The following is a 15,072-nucleotide window of genomic DNA, read 5'->3' on the forward strand; positions in this document are numbered from 1 at the left end:
AACATGATAGATCGTAGGTTCCATCCTCATCGACGATCACAGTGCCAACCAGGCCGCAAAATTCGATCAGCGTGTGCCAGTCGCGCCCGTTGCGCGCCAGACGCGACACCTCGATTGCAAACACGGCGCCGACGCGGCCTTCACAGATCGCTGCCAGCAGCTTCTCGAAGCCCGGACGACTGACACCCGAACCCGAGCGGCCAAGGTCGTCATCGATGACTGTCACATCTGTCCAGCCAAGAGCACCGGGGATGTCCCGAAGCTTGTTGAACTTCGACTGAGCGACGTTGCGCGATATCATGTTAGGCAGCCCTCGATGCCGGAGCAACGGGCTTTGCGGCGAGGCGCTGCTGATGGGCGATCAGCGCAGCGCCCAGGACCGGCAACTGCTTGTGAGCCTTGAGCTTGCGGAAGCCCTTGGTGGCCTCGATCATGCCGGCTGCGACCCATCTGAGGGCCATCTTGCTATTGCGCCAGCGCTTCACGTTGCGCGTGACGCGGCGGATCGTGCCCATCATGTTCTCGGCAATGTTGGTGCAGGCGAGCGAGCGGCGAAGCTGCACGGGCAGCTTCAGCCGGACGACGGTGAGGATCTCGTCCAGTCCTTCCAGGATGCTGGCCGCGACGCCTGGCCGATCCTGGTCGAGCCGACGCGCGAGGTTTCGGATGAGCTTCTCGGCCTTGCCGGCGTCGTCGAGCTCCCAGGCTTGGCGCAGCACCCGGCGCGTCGAGGCGTGAAGCTGCTTGGGCAGCCTATCCATGATGTTGCGCGCCTTGTGAATCTGGCAGCGCTGGATCAGGCTGTCCTTGCCGAAAGTCGCGCGGATCGCCTTGGACAGCGCCTTGGCGCCGTCGACGATGAACAACCGCGCTACCGCCGGATCGAGCCCACGTTCTACGAGATTGTCCAGAAGCGCCTGAACGGTGGCGGCGTTCTCGGTCGCGCCCTCGACCAGCGCGAGAGGATGCTTGCCGCCTTTGCCGTCAATGCCGATCGCGGCGACGAGCACGAGATCGTCGCTCACATGCAGCCCGTCGATCTGGATGACCAGGAGGTCGAGATCAGACAGATCCGCGCTCATGAAGACGTCGAGCTTCTCCGTCGACAAGGCCACGAAGCGTCGCGACGCAGCCGATTTCGACACGCCGCTGCCATGACCCGCCGGCACATCGCCTTCCGGAAGTCGCACCGCCCGTCCGAACCGCCGCGTCGAGACGTTGATCAGCATCAGGTTCATCGCCCAGCGGCCGAGCCAGTCCTCCGACATCGCGCGATCCCAGCTCGGCAGTGCCATCTCCCGCCCATCGACGGTCCGGATCCGCGGACGCTCGACCGCGACCTTGCCGCCGTGAAACCCGATCCGGCCGCGCGTCGAGCCCCAGCGGTGCGCCTCGCGCTCTTCAACCCGGCCGTGGCGCGGGCCGCAGGCTGCTTCGACGTCCGCCTCCATCATCGCGCCCAGCGCCTCCATTCCGGCCGCAAGGCAGAGCCTCTCGAAGCTCTCCTGAACGTCGGCGAACGCTTCTTCCAAAGCTCCGCTCGCCGCAGCCGTCGGCAATGTGATATTCCTTTTCATGGCGTTGCTCTCCTCAGTGGAATCGACACCCCGAGCCTACAGGCTCGAGGCGAGCAACGCCGCCCCTTCAGAATTTCAACAATGACCGGGACATCCCCAAGAGCACGGGCACGGTCAGCAAGGCCATATTGACGTCGCCGGCTCTCATGATTGTTGGCAAGCTGGTCGACGGTCGATTGGCGGATGTAGATGTAGGCGCCGCGCGCCAGGTGGTCAGACGTGATCTTCATCACCGGCCTCCGTCGCTGCGGCTGCGCCGCGTGCTTCCGACAGCAGCGCGCTCACCAGTGGCAATAGCTTCGTCCGCTCGGCCGGTGCTATCGGTGCCGGCGGGGTCTTGGGCACAAAGAGATCGAGTTGGCGGTGACAGGATTGACGATGCTTCATGCTTGTCTCCTCCTTCGCAACGGGAATCGTCGCGAAGCAAGGTTAGACAGGCATCGAGCTCAAGACGAAGTTCGCGCAGATACGTCAGCGACAGACGGGGACTCTCCGTCACCATCATCACCTCCGCACGATCCTCCGTCATCCAGATCGGCAACTGCACCAGGGTGCCGTCAAGCTGGCGGATGATCAGAACGACCTCGTCACCATTGCGATTGCGCCCGGCAACAATAACCGCTTCCCCGTAACGGGGATGAAATCGATATCGGATAATCGCCTCACCCGACTGATAGCGGGCATTATGAAGTTGTTGCACCAATGCCAGGCACGCTCATTAGCCGATGGGCCGTTTCGTCAGCTTTGGCCCGCTTCGCAATCTCCGCGTCCAGCGACCTAACCTGATCCTGCAAGCGGCGTAGCGCTTCGACGAGCATGGCAAGGCAACAGCGAGCGGCCTCCGGCACGCTCGAGGTAGGATCCTCAACCTGCGTGATGAGCCGCTCGACATGCGAGGGGCCTTGCGGCGCAATCAGGCCGAACTCGGACATATGCCCGCGGATCGCGTTGATGAGCTGAGTGCGCTGGCCGACGAGCACGTCGCGGGTTCGGAAGATCACAGCCGAGGCCTGCTTCTCCTGGCTCTTCACCGCCACGAAGCGCATCGTAGGCCGTTGCGCGGCCTCGCAGATCGCTTCGGCATCGGCGGCATCGTTCTTCTGACGCTTGACGAAAGGCTTCACGTAAGCCGGTGCGATCAGCCTGACGGTATGGCCGAGCGTGCCGATCTCACGACCCCAATAATGAGCGCCTGGGCATGCCTCCATCGCCACAAGGCATGGCGGCTGCGCAGCGAAGAAGGCCAGCACCTGTTCGCGCCGCAGCTTCCTGCGGAACACAACGGTGCCGGCGGCATCTGCGCCATGGGCTTGGAAGATGTTCTTGGCCAGATCCAGGCCAATGGTGCTAACTTGTGTCATGGACGTCTCCCTTCGGTGGTTCTCAACGCCACCACTCTGGCACATCGATGCCGTCAGGGGGGCGTCCATCCCATCATTGGAAGACCACGACCTTCACCGCTGGACTGCGGCTGAACGGCCTGACCGCACCGATGCTGCTCGACGGGCCGATGAACGGCGCCGCCTTCCTGGCCTATGCCGAACAGGTGCTCGCGCCTGAACTTTCTCCCGGCGACATCGTCGTCATGGACAACCTGCCGGCTCACAAGATCACCGGCGTTCGCGAGGCCATCCAAAGGACCGGCGCACGGCTTCTGTTGCTGCCGCCATATTCGCCCGACTTCAATCCCATCGAGATGGCGGTCTCGAAGCTCAAAGCCCTACTCAGAAAAGCAGCCGCCCGCTCCATCGATCAACTCTGGTCCGTCATCGCCGACTGCCTCGACGCCTTCAAACCGGCCGAATGCCGAAACTACTTCGAGGCAGCCGGGTATGACCCGGAGTAAGTCGAATCTGCTCTAGCAGCCTGTCGGACTGATGTCTTCAATCGAAGGCAGAGTGGCTCTGGCTGGTCGAGACCTGTGAATGGCCAGGAGCCGGTCCGAGAGAGGCTTTGGTCGGCGATTTTTGACCGGTGGACGCTTTGGCGGTCTTCAGGCTTTGATGACGCCCCCATCAGGCTGGCATCAGGGCGAACATGCGCTTGATGTTCCAGGTCATGGTCACGAGGTTCCATTCGCCGCAAGCCTTTTTGTGGCCGCGCATCGAGAACTGCCGGAAGCCCAGAACGGATTTGATGATGCCGAACACCGGCTCCGGTGTCTGCTTGCGCAACGCATAGAGCCTTTTGCCTTCGGGTGTCTTCAGGCGGTGGGCCATGGCCTCGACAGGCGTCGGATTTTCCGGCGGCGGCGGTGGCTCGGCAAGCCGCTCGCTGAGCGGCGGGTAATGCGCCTGCCGGCCCGTGGCGATCAGCGGCTCGATGCCGGCGTTCGCGCAGGCATCGACATTGGCAGCGCTGAAGTAGCCGCTGTCGGCCAACAGCGTATCGGGCCGTCCCACCTCGTCCGGCAAGGCCGTGATCTTGTAGACCATCGGCGCAAGCTGCTGTTTGTCGTTGGCCGCCTGCACCACCTCCGCCGCGACCACCAGCAGGCTGCCTTCAGCGACGACGGCCTGCGCATTGTAGCATTGCTCGAACCCGCCGCCGGCCACCGGCATGATGCGCGAATCCTCGTCAGTCAGATTGATCTGGTCGGTGGGCGAAGGGCCCGATGCAGGTGGGGACGGCGGCTTGCCGCCGGGCTTCTTGCCCGTGCGCTTTTCCTTTTCCTGCCGCGCCGCAAGTTTTGCCTCATACTCGGCCTGCTCACGGGCGTGGCGCTCTTTGGCCCGCGCCTCGATCTTGGCGCGCGCCTCGGCAAGCTTGCCTAACCGCTCTTCCCGCAACGCAAGTTCTTCGGGGATCGAAAAGCCATCGGGAAGGTCGGCCTGATCGGCAGCTTCGGCCTTCGCCATCAGTTCGGCCACCTCGGCCTTCAGCTGTGCTTCGATCTTGCCCGCATGCTCATACGAAAGCGCGCTGTGCCGGCTGGCATTGGCGTGCAGCTTCGTCCCGTCAAGCCCAACCGTGCCCATCTTCAGAACGCCCATCTCGCGCGCCAGCAGCAGCACCTGCACAAACAGACCTTCGATCTCCTTGAGAAAACGCCGCCGGAACGCCGCTATCGTATCGTGGTCAGGATGATCGTTCGCCGCGATAAACCGGAAGGCCACCGAGTCATACGTCGCCCGTTCAAGCTTGCGGCTCGAAAAAACTCCCGTCGCATAGCCATAAACCACAACAGCAAGCAGAACCTTCGGGTGATACGACGCCGAACCCGACCCGCGATAGCTGCCGCTCATCGCCCGCAGGTCCAGCCCTTCGACAACCTCCACGACAAAACGCGCAAGGTGCCGCTCGGGAAGCCATTCATCCACCGAGGGCGGCAGAAGAAACCCGCTCGTACGATCGACCATTCGAAAGTTGCTCATCGCACAACCGGACATCTGGCTGGAGAATCAATCGCTTGATTCTAGTCGATATCCCTCCGGTGCGCTAAGTCCGACAGGCTGCTAGGGACTGCCGTCATGCTGAAGCACGGCCGCACCTATCCACGGGAGAAAAACTGGACGATGCGCTATCTGCCCTGGCTTCAGGAACACGTTTCGGTCAGCCGAACGCCTTCCTCGATGCGCTTGCGGATGCGTTGGCTGACGGCCTATGATCCGGAGGAAATCATCAATGAGCTGCGTTCGATGAGGGTGACGCCATATGTGGCGTAGAACACCAGCGGACGCCGTGCGGCGGTCGACGGGCGCACGACCGGCATAGCGGCTATGGCCTTGTCGGCGCCGAGCGTGATCGCCTGCGGCAGGTCGGCGCAGGGTTCGATCATATGCAGTGCGGCCACTCGCTCGGCATACCCGTCGGCCAGCGTCAGGCAGGCATCTACCAGCAGGCCATGAGCCTGGCATCGGCCGTGGAAGTCCGCTACCGCGTTACGCCCGCCGTCCTGAGCGGGCGACTCGCATTAGCCATCTTCGCCCGAACCGTCCTTCGGCTTGACGCTCTTCATCGACGCCCAGGCCCCGACCAGTGTTCCGTCGATCGAGATATAATCCGTGGAAAGGAGCTTCTTCACCTTGGGCTGCGCCAGGACTGCACTTTCTAGACTGGACAAGGCCGGGCGGTGTTTTTCATATCGCTGCAAAAAAATTACATGAACAATTCACACTGCACATCGCACGCGTCGACTATAGTCTTCCTAAATAGAGGACAGGAGGATCTCGTATGAATACGGATAGGATATCATATGTAAGGAAGCGTCTGAAAGAAAGTCAGTTGTCCACTTTTCCTAAGTATGCCCATTGCCTTGGACTTGATTTGGAGGTCCACAAGGACGTATTTTGGGACGACAACGACAACGTTACTGGTCGTTGGGTAACAGAAAATGTACCGCCGGCGGTTGGAAAAAGTGTCCTTGAGATCGGGTGCGGATGCGGCCTCACTGCTTTGTTCTTGGCGAAGAATGGCGCTTCGCACGTACTTGCTACTGATATTAATCCACACGCTATCGCCAACACACTGGCTAACGCAAACCGGAACGGTATTACGAATATAACCGGCGTCCAAAGCGACCTCTATAAGAACGTTGATCCAACGTCACAATTTGACCAGGTTATATTCCATTTGCCAGCAACACACGTCCCAGACGACTTTGCATTCTCCAGTATGATCGAGCACAGCAGCTTCGATCCGGGTGGCTCTGTACTTAACAGGTTCCTCCGCGAGTCGCAAAATTATCTGACACCCAATGGAACGATGATACTTGGGTACAACGTATCTCGAAGCGAATCCACGATCACGGATAAGTTAGAAAGCTTAGATCTTCCGCATAAATTAATAGCTAAGAAAAAAATTACATCTGATGGCATGATCAATCTCCACTTATATGAGGTTTGGCCGCTTCCCGGCGAACGATAACGGATAGTCTATCATGTCCGGTTCTCTACCTCGAGGCCTCAGGCAGATTATAAAACGTCGTTCTGGTGAAGCGTCGCCAAGCGAATGTGAGAGATCGGTAGACGCCGCAAAATGGAATGGGTTTCCAGTTTTGCTTCGCTCGCAAACTCGGAGGAAAACTTATGACCAGCGTATTCCATAGGCTCCCGGCGCGCACTATGCCAGTGGCAGTGGCGGGTGATGGGATGTACATAATTGACAAGGATGGGAATCGGTATCTCGACGGCTATGCTGGCGGCGCCTGCGTCTCGTGCCTTGGCCATAGTCATCCGGCGGTGATCAAGGCCGTGCAGAGCCAGATTAGCAGTTTGGCGTATTTTCATGCGGCCATGTTCACATCCGAACCCCTTGAAGAGCTTGGTGCTATCCTCGCGACCAACGCGCCTGAGGGCCTAACCAAGGTTTTTTTTGTCAACGGCGGCTCAGAGGCGGTCGAAACAGCACTGTTGATGGCCCGTCAATACTTCGTTGAAAACGATCAACCCGAACGGCGAAAGGTAATCGCTCGGCGCAGCAGCTATCACGGCGCAAGCATAACAACGCTGGGGGTCGGCTATCAGATCGCGCGTCGCGCGCCGTTCCAAGACATTCTTCCAAACGTATTCCACATCGCGCCTTGCTACGAGTATCGCGGCCGGTTGTTGTCGGAGACAGCCGAACAATATGGTTTACGCGTAGCTGACGAGCTGGAGCAGACTATTCTCGGGCTTGGCCCGGAGACCGTCATGGCCTTCGTCGCCGAGACTGTCACGGGAACGACAGCTGGCGCGGTTCCGCCGGTAACAGGATACTTTCGGCGAATCCGAGAGATATGCGACAAATATGGCGTTCTTCTTGTATTGGACGAAGTGTTTTGTGGATTGGGGCGGACAGGCACGCTGCATGCTTGCGAGCAGGACGGTATAGCACCTGACCTTCTGGCCGTCGCCAAGGGTATCGCTGCCGGCTATCAGCCGATTGGCGCGACTTTAGTGCATCAGAAAATCTATGACGCCATTGTGTCGGGTTCCGGTACCTTCAAAGGCGGGTACACCTATTCTGGCCATGCCACCGCCTGCGCCGCTGCAATTGCTGTTCAAAAGGTCCTGCGCGCGGACGGATTCCTAGAGAATGTGGAAGTGAAGGGCAAGCTGCTTGCATCTGCCCTGAAAGACCGTTTCGAGCAACATCCGAATGTTGGCGATATTAGAGGCCGAGGGCTGTTGATGACGCTCGAACTAGTGCAGGACCGTGAGACAAAAGCTCCCTTTCCGGCCGAGCGTAGCCTAAGTCCGCTGATCTATCGAGAGGCCCTGGCAAGGGGGCTGATCACGCATGCGCTCGGAGGAACTGTCGACGGGGTTAACGGCGATCACATCGTCGTTTGTCCCCCGCTCATTGCCGGTGACAAGGACCTCGACACAATAGTCGGACTGTTGGGTGAATCAGTTGACGCTTCGCTCTCAGAATTGGCGGTTGGCAGGTGATGGGGGCTGGTCGCCGGATGATCGCTGACAAGGTTCCCCTCACTCTTGCGCATTTGACGGTGCAAGAGGTGCCACCGGAAGACGCGATCGCTATAGCTGCTGAAACAGGGTTCCAATACGCCAGTATACGGTTGCATTCGCCGCGACCCGGGGCAGAAAATTTATCGACCCGGGAACTTGATGAGGCAGTCCAGAAAGCGCTGCTCGTATCGAGGGAAAGCGGCGTTCTCGTGTTAAGTATCGAAGCCCTGGTCCTTGCGCCCGACACGGATATTGTCACCTACATGCCTATACTAGGGGCTGCAGCTAAGCTTGGTGCCCGGTGCGTTCTTGTCGTTGCCTTTGATAATGTTCATTCACGAATGCTAGATAACTTTGGTGCTCTGAGCGCCAGCGCAAGTCGGCTTGGCCTCGGTCTCGAAATTGAGTTCATGGTCTTTTCGGGAATCAAGGACTTGCAAGATGCCGTGCAAGTCCTTACCGAGGCAGGTTCTCCTAACGACAAGATCGTCGTCGACGTCCTCCACTTGTTGCGATCAGGTGGTGGCCCTGGAGATCTGCAGCGTGTACCAGCTGCAATGATTTCGCAAATCCAACTCAGCGATGGCCCCAGGCATGCTAGCCCCGAATGTCTTGTAAAGGAAGCACGCTTCGACCGCATGTTTATCGGAGAAGGAGAATTCCCGTTAGCTGAGATCATGAGCAGGCGTCCGCCCGCAGTTCCGCTTGCCCTTGAGATCCCGGCCGAGCGGTTACGACTTCAAGGAATATCGGCTCAAGAGAGAGCGTTGCGCGCGCGCAGATCATTCGAAACGTTCGTTGAGCACTTGTCTTCGGATGGTGCTTAGAACAAGATCAGTGTTGCGGAAGGTCGGCGCCGAGCGGTTGAAGTGGCACTCAGAGGGCATAAAAATCGACGTTATTGATCTTTTCACCCATACTCCGGAACTTTCGATCGCGGCTGACTTGGCCCGCCGCTTTGCGGCGATGATCCGTGGCGCCATATGGTGCCAAGAGGGACCAGGTAGCTGAGTGTGGTCACAGTGAAAGCCGCCAAAGAGGGTTCCGCGCGTGATCGCTGTCTTGATTTCCTATGACATCGCCGTGAAGCACAGCCCGTCATAGATCGCCGTCCTCATCGACTCGCGCGGGAGAGGTGAGGAGCGAACCTTCCACTTGCAGCCCTGGAGCACGAGCCCGGTTGAGGCCAAATCAACCGCCTAGTGCTTGCACTAGGACTTGCAGCCTTCAGCCTACCTCAGCAAGGCGGCCGTCACCGGCTTTCAATTACCCACAAGTTCGGCGGCCATGCTTATTCCCAGGGCTATGTCCGCCAGTCGAGTCAGTCCGCGCCACATGACGATGTTGCCGGGCGGCGGGTCGCTCCTGTGCAGCTCAATCCGCCGAGGCTGTGTCTGCCGGCGAACCCGAAAATGCCCAGGATGCGTATTCCGACGAAGCCGGCCAGTCATTCCGATTTCATTCCGGCCGGTGTTCCGATTTGAAGCCGGCCATTTTTCGGACTGATCCTGGGTCTCGTTGATGTTTGGATTGGGTTTCGTTTCAGGTCAAGCTTGGGCTGTTTCAGACGCTCTTGGCGAGCGCTGTTTTCGCATGCTTTCAACGGTGAGATCGATGCGATAGGCGTTGTGAACGAGGCGGTCCAGGATGGCATCGGCCAGAGTTGGGTTTGCAATGATCTCGTACCAGTGATCCAGGGGCAGCTGACTGGTGACGATTGTCGATCGGCGTTCGTAGCGGTCTTCAATGATCTCAAGCACATCACGCCGCTGGTCATCATTGAGTTTTTCCGGTCCCCAGTCATCAAGAATGAGAAGGTCGGTTTTGGCGAGTTGTTGAGGATACGGCCATAACGTCCGTCGCCTCTCGCGAGGGCAAGTGTTGCAAACAGCCGGAGAACGCGGTGATAGGCGACGGAGAAATCCTCTCGGCAAGCTTTGTGGCCAAGCGCACAGGCCAGCCAGCTCTTGCCCACGCCCGCCGGCCCGGTGATGAGAAGACTGTGATGCTTTCTGATCCAGTCGCAGCCGGCGAGCGCCATGAACAGATTGCGGTCGAGACCGCGTGCGGCACGGAAGTCGGCATTCTCGATCTGTGCATCGTGACGCAGCTTTGCAGCTCTGGCTCGGGCCTCGAAACGCTTCTGGCGACGCATGGTGGCCTCGCGTTCGAGCAGCATGGCAAGCCATTCTCTTGTCCTTAAAGAGCCAGATCCAGGCGCTCGATCGGACGCAGCCAGGACTTCCTTTGAAGAAGGGCCGCGGCGGCACGATGACCCATGATTACAAGCGCCATGGCACCACGACACTCTTCGCTGCCCTGAATGTTCTCGACGGCTCCGTCATTGGCCGCAACATGCAGCGTCACCGGCATCAGGAGTTCATCCGCTTCCTCAACGCAATCGAGGCTCAGTTGCCGAAGGATAAGGCGGTTCACGTCATCCTGGATAACTATGCGACGCACAAACAGCCGAAGGTCCGGGCCTGGTTGGCGCGGCACCCACGCTGGACATTCCACTTCGTTCCGACATCGTGTTCCTGGTTGAACGCCGTCGAGGGCTTCTTCGCAAAGCTCACACGGCGACGACTGAAAAATGGTGTCTTTCATTCCGTCGTTGATCTTCAGGCAGCCATCAACCGCTCTATCAAAGAGCACAACGAAGAGCCAAAGCCGTTCATTTGGAAAGCAGACCCTGACAACATCATCGCAGCCGTCAGACGTGGGCACCAAGTGTTGGAATCAATGCACTAGCATCGCCCTCGCCGGATCGCCCGGGACGAGACGCACCAGGAGATTGGTGCCGACGGTCACGAAGAGCCCAACAATCACGATCTGCAGAGCCCGCACGAACGTGGCCCGGACGACCAACATCATCCCACTCCCTTTGCTCAGAGACCATCAATCCACAGCCGGAAGAGGAACTAAACGACTAGTGAACATCGAAGTACATGGTGGGGCTGATATTGAAGACCTCTAAGTGTCTGAATCGAAATGACCGTGGATATTTCAATGTCTTGCGAGCCTGCGGGTGAGCATTCGGATGTTTGCGATGAAGACCCAAGCTTCGGCGGAGGCGATGGTGCGCTCGAAGTCCTTTGCCAGCCTTCGGCACCTGCCGAGCCAGGCGAATGTACGCTCCACCACCCACCGGCGCGGTAGGACCTCGAAGCCTTTGGCCTTGTCCGCGCGCTTGACGATTTCCAGCGTGAACTTTCCTACCTTTTGCAGCGCGCCGCTCAGCTTCGGCCCGGCATAGCCGCCATCGGCGAAGACATGATGCAGCCATGGCCAGCGTTTGAGGATGGCCTTCAGGACCGCCGGCGCGCCGTCGCGGTCCTGAATGTCGGCGGCATGGACGACGAGCCCGACCAGCAGGCCGAGCGTCTCGACGACGATATGGCGCTTGCGGCCCATGACCTTCTTGCCGGCATCAAAGCCCCGGATTCCGCCGCTTTCGGTGGTCTTCACCGACTGCTTCTCTATTCGGCGGTTTGAAGTCAAGCGCCTCCTAGTTCTTTTTCGCTTTGCCGGCATTGGACGTCTTTCGCGGGGCCTTGCTTCTCTCCGGGATCGGCGCTCTGGCCCTGCCCTCTATGGGGATTCAGAAGAATGGGTGGAACAATCTGTCGAGCGCCTTGATTGCCGATGATGGGCAATCGAGCCAAGCCAGTCGACGAACTCACCTCATCCTCGTCCCGCGAAGGACAGCTTTTCCACCGGTGGGCGGAGCTCGTGTCGTCCCCGTCTATCGGGGGGCGATGTTTATCAATTGTTCGGCCGGCGACCGGCATGATTTCCGTCCTGGTCCAGCGGAACTGTGTGCCGTCGCTCCAGATGCGATTGATCACCGCCAGCCGGCGGACGAGCGCAACGATGGCTTTCTGCTGGCCGCGCCGCTTGGCGACGTCCATCGCCCAGGCCTTCAGCCAGGACCATTTCGTCACCCGCGTCAGCAGGGTCTGCGCGGCTCGTAGAGCAACGTTCGCATCATGCCGTCGCCGCATAACGAGATCCCGCCCACCCGGCGGCTTTCGCCCGATTCATGGAGCGCCGGCGCCAGGCCCAAAATCGGACCGACCGCCTTGGAGTTGCGGAAGCGGGCGGGGATATCGATCGTCGCGGTGTAGGCCAGCGACACGACGGGGCCGACACCGGGGATCGACATCAGCCGGCGGGAAACCTCATCATCCCGGACGATCGCCAGAAGCTTGCGGTGCAGGGCGGCATAATTCTGGCGCAGCTTGCGGCGCGCGTCGAGCAACGGTTCGACGATCTCGGCCAGATCGGGCATGCCTTCGGTGAGCTCGCGGATCCGCCCCTCAAACTTGACCGCACCGACCTTGCCAACCTTGAGACCGAAGTTGCGCAACAGCCCGCGGATGTCGTTCTCGATGGCAATCGCCTTGTCCTTTAAGAGCCTTGCGCGCCGTCAGCAGCGCCCGGCGCTTCTGGCTCGTCAGGGTCTTGACATGCACCGGGCGGAACAGATTGACCCGCATCATCTGCGCGATCCCGCGCGCATCATTGCGGTCGATCTTGTTCGGCTGTGCCTTCAGGAATGCGTTGACGTGACGCGTCTCAATGCAAACCACTGGCAAGCCGGCTTTGGCAAGCCCCTCGAACAGCCATTGCGACAAAGGTCCGGCTTCAAGCCCGACGCGTTCCAACCGCCAGGCGGGATCCTTGAGCACCCGCGCAATATCCTCGGGATGGGTCGGCACCTTCACCTCGCGGCACACCGTGCCCGTTTCGTCGACGATGCAAATTGCGGTCTCTTTCACCGAGACGTCCAATCCTGCATAATGTTTCATGCTGCGCTTCTCCTTCCTGATGGCTTGTGGCTGTTCCAGGGAACCGACCACGTTTTTATCATCAGCTCGAAGCGCACCTTGATGGCATCACCGCCAAACGATGAGGCTCAAGCCGAATACCCCATCTGTCGATGACACCGGCCGTCGGGCTGGCTTGCCTGCCTTCCCGTTCGCGTGCCGCCATCACAAGCTCGTTGCTGATGGTGCGCAGCAGGCCCTCGTCACGCCAGCGCCAGAAGTACTTCTGCACCGTCGAGAACGGTGGAAAGTCCTTCGGCAAAAGCCGCCACGCGCCGCCCGAGGAGGCCAGGTACAAAAGAGCGTTCACGACTTCGCGCAGGTCCGTCTTGCGCGGCCGGCCGACGCGGTTCGGCCGAGGCATGTGCGGCACAATCAGCGCCCATTCCGCATCCGTCAGATCGCTTGTAACGGGCGCAGCGCCGCTCATAGTGCGGACGGGTGATTTCAGTCTAGGCCATCGTGATCTCCGTCGAATCTCAGAAATCCGACTGAATCAACTGAAATCACTCACCTCTTTTTGGAACAGACACTGAGGGGACTCGACTAGCGGACACGACAACTGAGTTGGTGGTCGGTACCAAAGGAAGGTCCTTCTCGAACAAGGCGTTAAGAGCGGCGACCGCGGCATCCCGCTCCGATCCCGTCGTCACGTCGATCTGCTCGATCAGCCGGTTCATCTCGGAACTCGAATAATCTGAGTACAGAGCTTCATTGGCCTGTCCGATTGTCCATGCGAGATACCCATCGGGAAAATCGGCGACGTCAAAGGAGCCACCAGCCCAGAGGTCGAAATTGCCTTTGGGTCAACCAGTCGTTGATCGTTGCTCCCTCGGCGGTTACGTTCGACGTCGATGCCGATCGCCTTCAGGCTCTGCTGCACGACGATCGCGACGTCACCCACGCCAGCGCTATTAGTAATTAGCTTGAGCTTGCTGCAACCGTTCTCGCACTTGGTTCCAGCGAGCAGTTCTTTCGCGCGCGCGACGTCGGATCTGGAGACAGGAACGGCTTGCTATATCGGGAGGCGGATGCCCACAAGCTAAGCGCGGGTTGACTCAAGGCCTGCATACACGACTTCGTTGAGCTGCTTGCGGTGGCCACGGCGATTGCCTTCCGGATGCGCACGTCACTCAGGAGGCTGTTATTGCGGTTATTCAACGATAAAAAGTCCAGGCCGTTGACAGCCAGGGCCGAACGGGCCTCGACTGGCGCGGCGAGTTGCCCGATCAGTTTTGGCGAAATGTCATCAGCCCAGTCGATCTCACCGCCCTGCACCTGGGCGAGGCGTGCGGTGGGGTCGATGATCTTCTCGAAGATGACCGTCTTCGTCGACGGCTGTGCCCCTGCATATTGGGGTTCCTCTGCAGCGTAATCTGCTCCTGGCCAAACGACTGCACCTGGAAGGGACCTGCCGTCGGTGTTGGATCACCCGCGTAGAGATCCTTCGAACCCCTAGCTTCGATGCGCTCCGAAGGAATGATCTCCGAAGACGGCAGTGCGAGGATGAATGGTAGCGAGGGGTAGGGCCGCTTGAGCTCGAACTTCACCGTGAGGTCGTCGGTGGCTGTCACCTTCTCGATCGGAGCGAAGGTGTAGCCATAGCCGTTTCTGTTATCGCTCATGTAGTGCTTGAAGGACGCGACAACGTCAGTCGCGCTAAGCGCGCTCCCGTCGGAGAACTTCAGGTTCGGCTTGAGCTTGACAACAAATCGCTTCTCACCAGCTTCGGCCGAAGCGGCTAACCCATGGTAATGTTTTTGCCATCTGGCTGTTGGTTAGTCAGCGTTCCCGCGACGAGATGCATGATGGCCTGCTGCTGTCGCCAAGGGTTCTGGCCCGGGTCCAGATTTGTCGGGAAATGATCGATCCCGATCTTCAGCGTACCATCTTTATTGCCTGACGGTGCGCCGCCGCTGTCAACAGCGCGCCGACCGCCATGAGCAATACACCAGCTTTCTGTTTCATCGACATACTTCACCTCCCAGTTGTCCCTTTGTTGCGCTCCCCGCGGCGGAGAAGAAGGGCCTGCAGCCTCCTCGTCCAGTTGACGAAATTTTGGAAGGTCGTTAACAAATGGAATATCATTCCAAGAATGCGAGGACAAATGCACTGCGACCAAGGAGACAAGCATAGCTTTGAGGTTCAGCAGGCGCAGCAAATTCAACGGGGTGCGGCGCCTGCGATGAGCCCGCGCTCTTTAGTCTCGTCCCAGACTACACATCATATTTGTGTAAATGAGGCAGCCGGATCCGATGAAGCCCGGCGCGCCAA

General features: G+C 59.3%; 9 protein-coding genes and 10 pseudogenes. 5 read left to right on the forward strand and 14 right to left on the reverse strand.

Translation table 11 applies throughout. The features are described 5' to 3' along the window. Nucleotides 1–10 precede the first annotated feature (10 nt). From BPNPMPFG_RS39105 to BPNPMPFG_RS39125, 5 genes and pseudogenes are all read right to left on the reverse strand, one after another. Nucleotides 11–256 (reverse strand): annotated as a pseudogene (locus BPNPMPFG_RS39105) (recombinase family protein); the annotation flags it as partial. Nucleotides 257–302: 46 nt separating this feature from the next. After that, complete coding sequence (locus tag BPNPMPFG_RS39110) at nt 303–1,577, reverse strand: IS256 family transposase (RefSeq protein ID WP_258598310.1); 1,275 nt, start codon at nt 1,575–1,577, stop codon at nt 303–305. Then, nucleotides 1,574–1,807 (reverse strand): hypothetical protein, encoded by a 234-nt coding sequence (locus tag BPNPMPFG_RS39115; RefSeq protein WP_258598312.1) that lies wholly within the window; start codon nt 1,805–1,807, stop codon nt 1,574–1,576. Before BPNPMPFG_RS39115 ends, BPNPMPFG_RS39110 begins: the two co-directional genes overlap by 4 nt. Then, nucleotides 1,807–2,277 (reverse strand): DUF5372 family protein, encoded by a 471-nt coding sequence (locus BPNPMPFG_RS39120; RefSeq protein WP_495885016.1) that lies wholly within the window; start codon nt 2,275–2,277, stop codon nt 1,807–1,809. Before BPNPMPFG_RS39120 ends, BPNPMPFG_RS39115 begins: the two co-directional genes overlap by 1 nt. Then, nucleotides 2,276–2,938: pseudogene (locus BPNPMPFG_RS39125) on the reverse strand (IS110 family RNA-guided transposase); the annotation flags it as partial. The gene BPNPMPFG_RS39120 and the pseudogene BPNPMPFG_RS39125, both read right to left, overlap by 2 nt. A 59-nt stretch (nt 2,939–2,997) precedes the next feature. Between BPNPMPFG_RS39125 and BPNPMPFG_RS39130 the strand changes: the two are divergent. Continuing rightward, nucleotides 2,998–3,423, forward strand: a pseudogene (locus BPNPMPFG_RS39130) (IS630 family transposase); the annotation flags it as partial. A gap of 169 nt (nt 3,424–3,592) precedes the next feature. On the opposite strand, the gene BPNPMPFG_RS39135 reads toward BPNPMPFG_RS39130, so the two are convergent. Further along, nucleotides 3,593–4,951, reverse strand: a complete 1,359-nt coding sequence (locus tag BPNPMPFG_RS39135; protein WP_258598283.1) for an IS1182 family transposase — start codon at nt 4,949–4,951, stop codon at nt 3,593–3,595. A 343-nt stretch (nt 4,952–5,294) separates the two neighbouring features. After that, a pseudogene (locus tag BPNPMPFG_RS39140) lies at nt 5,295–5,625 on the reverse strand (IS5/IS1182 family transposase); the annotation flags it as partial. A 125-nt stretch (nt 5,626–5,750) separates the two neighbouring features. Between BPNPMPFG_RS39140 and BPNPMPFG_RS39145 the strand changes: the two are divergent. The 3 genes from BPNPMPFG_RS39145 to BPNPMPFG_RS39155 all read left to right on the forward strand — a co-directional run bounded on the left by BPNPMPFG_RS39145 (nt 5,751) and on the right by BPNPMPFG_RS39155 (nt 8,796). Beyond that, complete coding sequence (locus tag BPNPMPFG_RS39145) at nt 5,751–6,443, forward strand: methyltransferase (RefSeq protein WP_258598316.1); 693 nt, start codon at nt 5,751–5,753, stop codon at nt 6,441–6,443. A gap of 161 nt (nt 6,444–6,604) precedes the next feature. Further along, a complete protein-coding gene (locus tag BPNPMPFG_RS39150) occupies nt 6,605–7,948 on the forward strand; it encodes an aspartate aminotransferase family protein (protein WP_258598318.1) in 1,344 nt (447 codons plus the stop codon). Between the two features lie 17 nt (nt 7,949–7,965). Then, entirely contained in the window at nt 7,966–8,796 is an 831-nt protein-coding gene (locus BPNPMPFG_RS39155) for a sugar phosphate isomerase/epimerase family protein (RefSeq protein ID WP_258598319.1), read from the forward strand. A gap of 720 nt (nt 8,797–9,516) precedes the next feature. On the opposite strand, the pseudogene istB reads toward BPNPMPFG_RS39155, so the two are convergent. Then, nucleotides 9,517–10,214 (reverse strand): annotated as a pseudogene (gene istB, locus BPNPMPFG_RS39160) (IS21-like element helper ATPase IstB); the annotation flags it as partial. On the opposite strand from istB, the pseudogene BPNPMPFG_RS39165 reads away from it, so the two are divergent. Next, a pseudogene (locus BPNPMPFG_RS39165) lies at nt 10,154–10,720 on the forward strand (IS630 family transposase); the annotation flags it as partial. The pseudogenes istB and BPNPMPFG_RS39165 overlap by 61 nt on opposite strands. Before the next feature lie 255 nt (nt 10,721–10,975). Here BPNPMPFG_RS39165 and BPNPMPFG_RS39170 read toward each other — a convergent pair. The 6 genes and pseudogenes from BPNPMPFG_RS39170 to BPNPMPFG_RS39190 all read right to left on the reverse strand — a co-directional run. Then, nucleotides 10,976–11,452: pseudogene (locus BPNPMPFG_RS39170) on the reverse strand (IS5 family transposase); the annotation flags it as partial. A 320-nt stretch (nt 11,453–11,772) separates the two neighbouring features. Then, nucleotides 11,773–12,780: pseudogene (locus BPNPMPFG_RS39175) on the reverse strand (IS110 family RNA-guided transposase); the annotation flags it as partial. 112 nt (nt 12,781–12,892) lie between these two features. After that, nucleotides 12,893–13,244 (reverse strand): annotated as a pseudogene (locus BPNPMPFG_RS39180) (transposase); the annotation flags it as partial. 60 nt (nt 13,245–13,304) lie between these two features. Further along, nucleotides 13,305–13,478, reverse strand: coding sequence for a hypothetical protein (locus BPNPMPFG_RS39185; protein ID WP_258598320.1), 174 nt, complete (start codon nt 13,476–13,478; stop codon nt 13,305–13,307). Between the two features lie 241 nt (nt 13,479–13,719). Then, nucleotides 13,720–14,486, reverse strand: a pseudogene (locus tag BPNPMPFG_RS43460) (ABC transporter substrate-binding protein). A 53-nt stretch (nt 14,487–14,539) separates the two neighbouring features. Continuing rightward, nucleotides 14,540–14,965 carry a hypothetical protein gene (locus BPNPMPFG_RS39190; RefSeq protein ID WP_258598322.1) on the reverse strand — a complete coding sequence of 142 codons (426 nt, stop codon included), beginning with the start codon at nt 14,963–14,965 and terminating at the stop codon, nt 14,540–14,542. Nucleotides 14,966–15,072: the final 107 nt, after the last annotated feature.

Origin of the sequence: Mesorhizobium sp. AR07, from assembly GCF_024746815.1 — a bacterium.
Lineage (GTDB): Bacteria > Pseudomonadota > Alphaproteobacteria > Rhizobiales > Rhizobiaceae > Mesorhizobium.

Bases quoted from the DNA above. Each gene is read 5' to 3' on its own strand.
- BPNPMPFG_RS39110 (WP_258598310.1), bottom strand. From the start codon at position 1,577: ATGAAAAGGAATATCACATTGCCGACGGCTGCGGCGAGCGGAGCTTTG.
- BPNPMPFG_RS39115 (WP_258598312.1), bottom strand. From the start codon at position 1,807: ATGAAGATCACGTCTGACCACCTGGCGCGCGGCGCCTACATCTACATC.
- BPNPMPFG_RS39135 (WP_258598283.1), bottom strand. From the start codon at position 4,951: ATGAGCAACTTTCGAATGGTCGATCGTACGAGCGGGTTTCTTCTGCCG.
- BPNPMPFG_RS39145 (WP_258598316.1), top strand. From the start codon at position 5,751: ATGAATACGGATAGGATATCATATGTAAGGAAGCGTCTGAAAGAAAGT.
- BPNPMPFG_RS39150 (WP_258598318.1), top strand. From the start codon at position 6,605: ATGACCAGCGTATTCCATAGGCTCCCGGCGCGCACTATGCCAGTGGCA.
- BPNPMPFG_RS39155 (WP_258598319.1), top strand. From the start codon at position 7,966: ATGATCGCTGACAAGGTTCCCCTCACTCTTGCGCATTTGACGGTGCAA.
- BPNPMPFG_RS39185 (WP_258598320.1), bottom strand. From the start codon at position 13,478: ATGAACCGGCTGATCGAGCAGATCGACGTGACGACGGGATCGGAGCGG.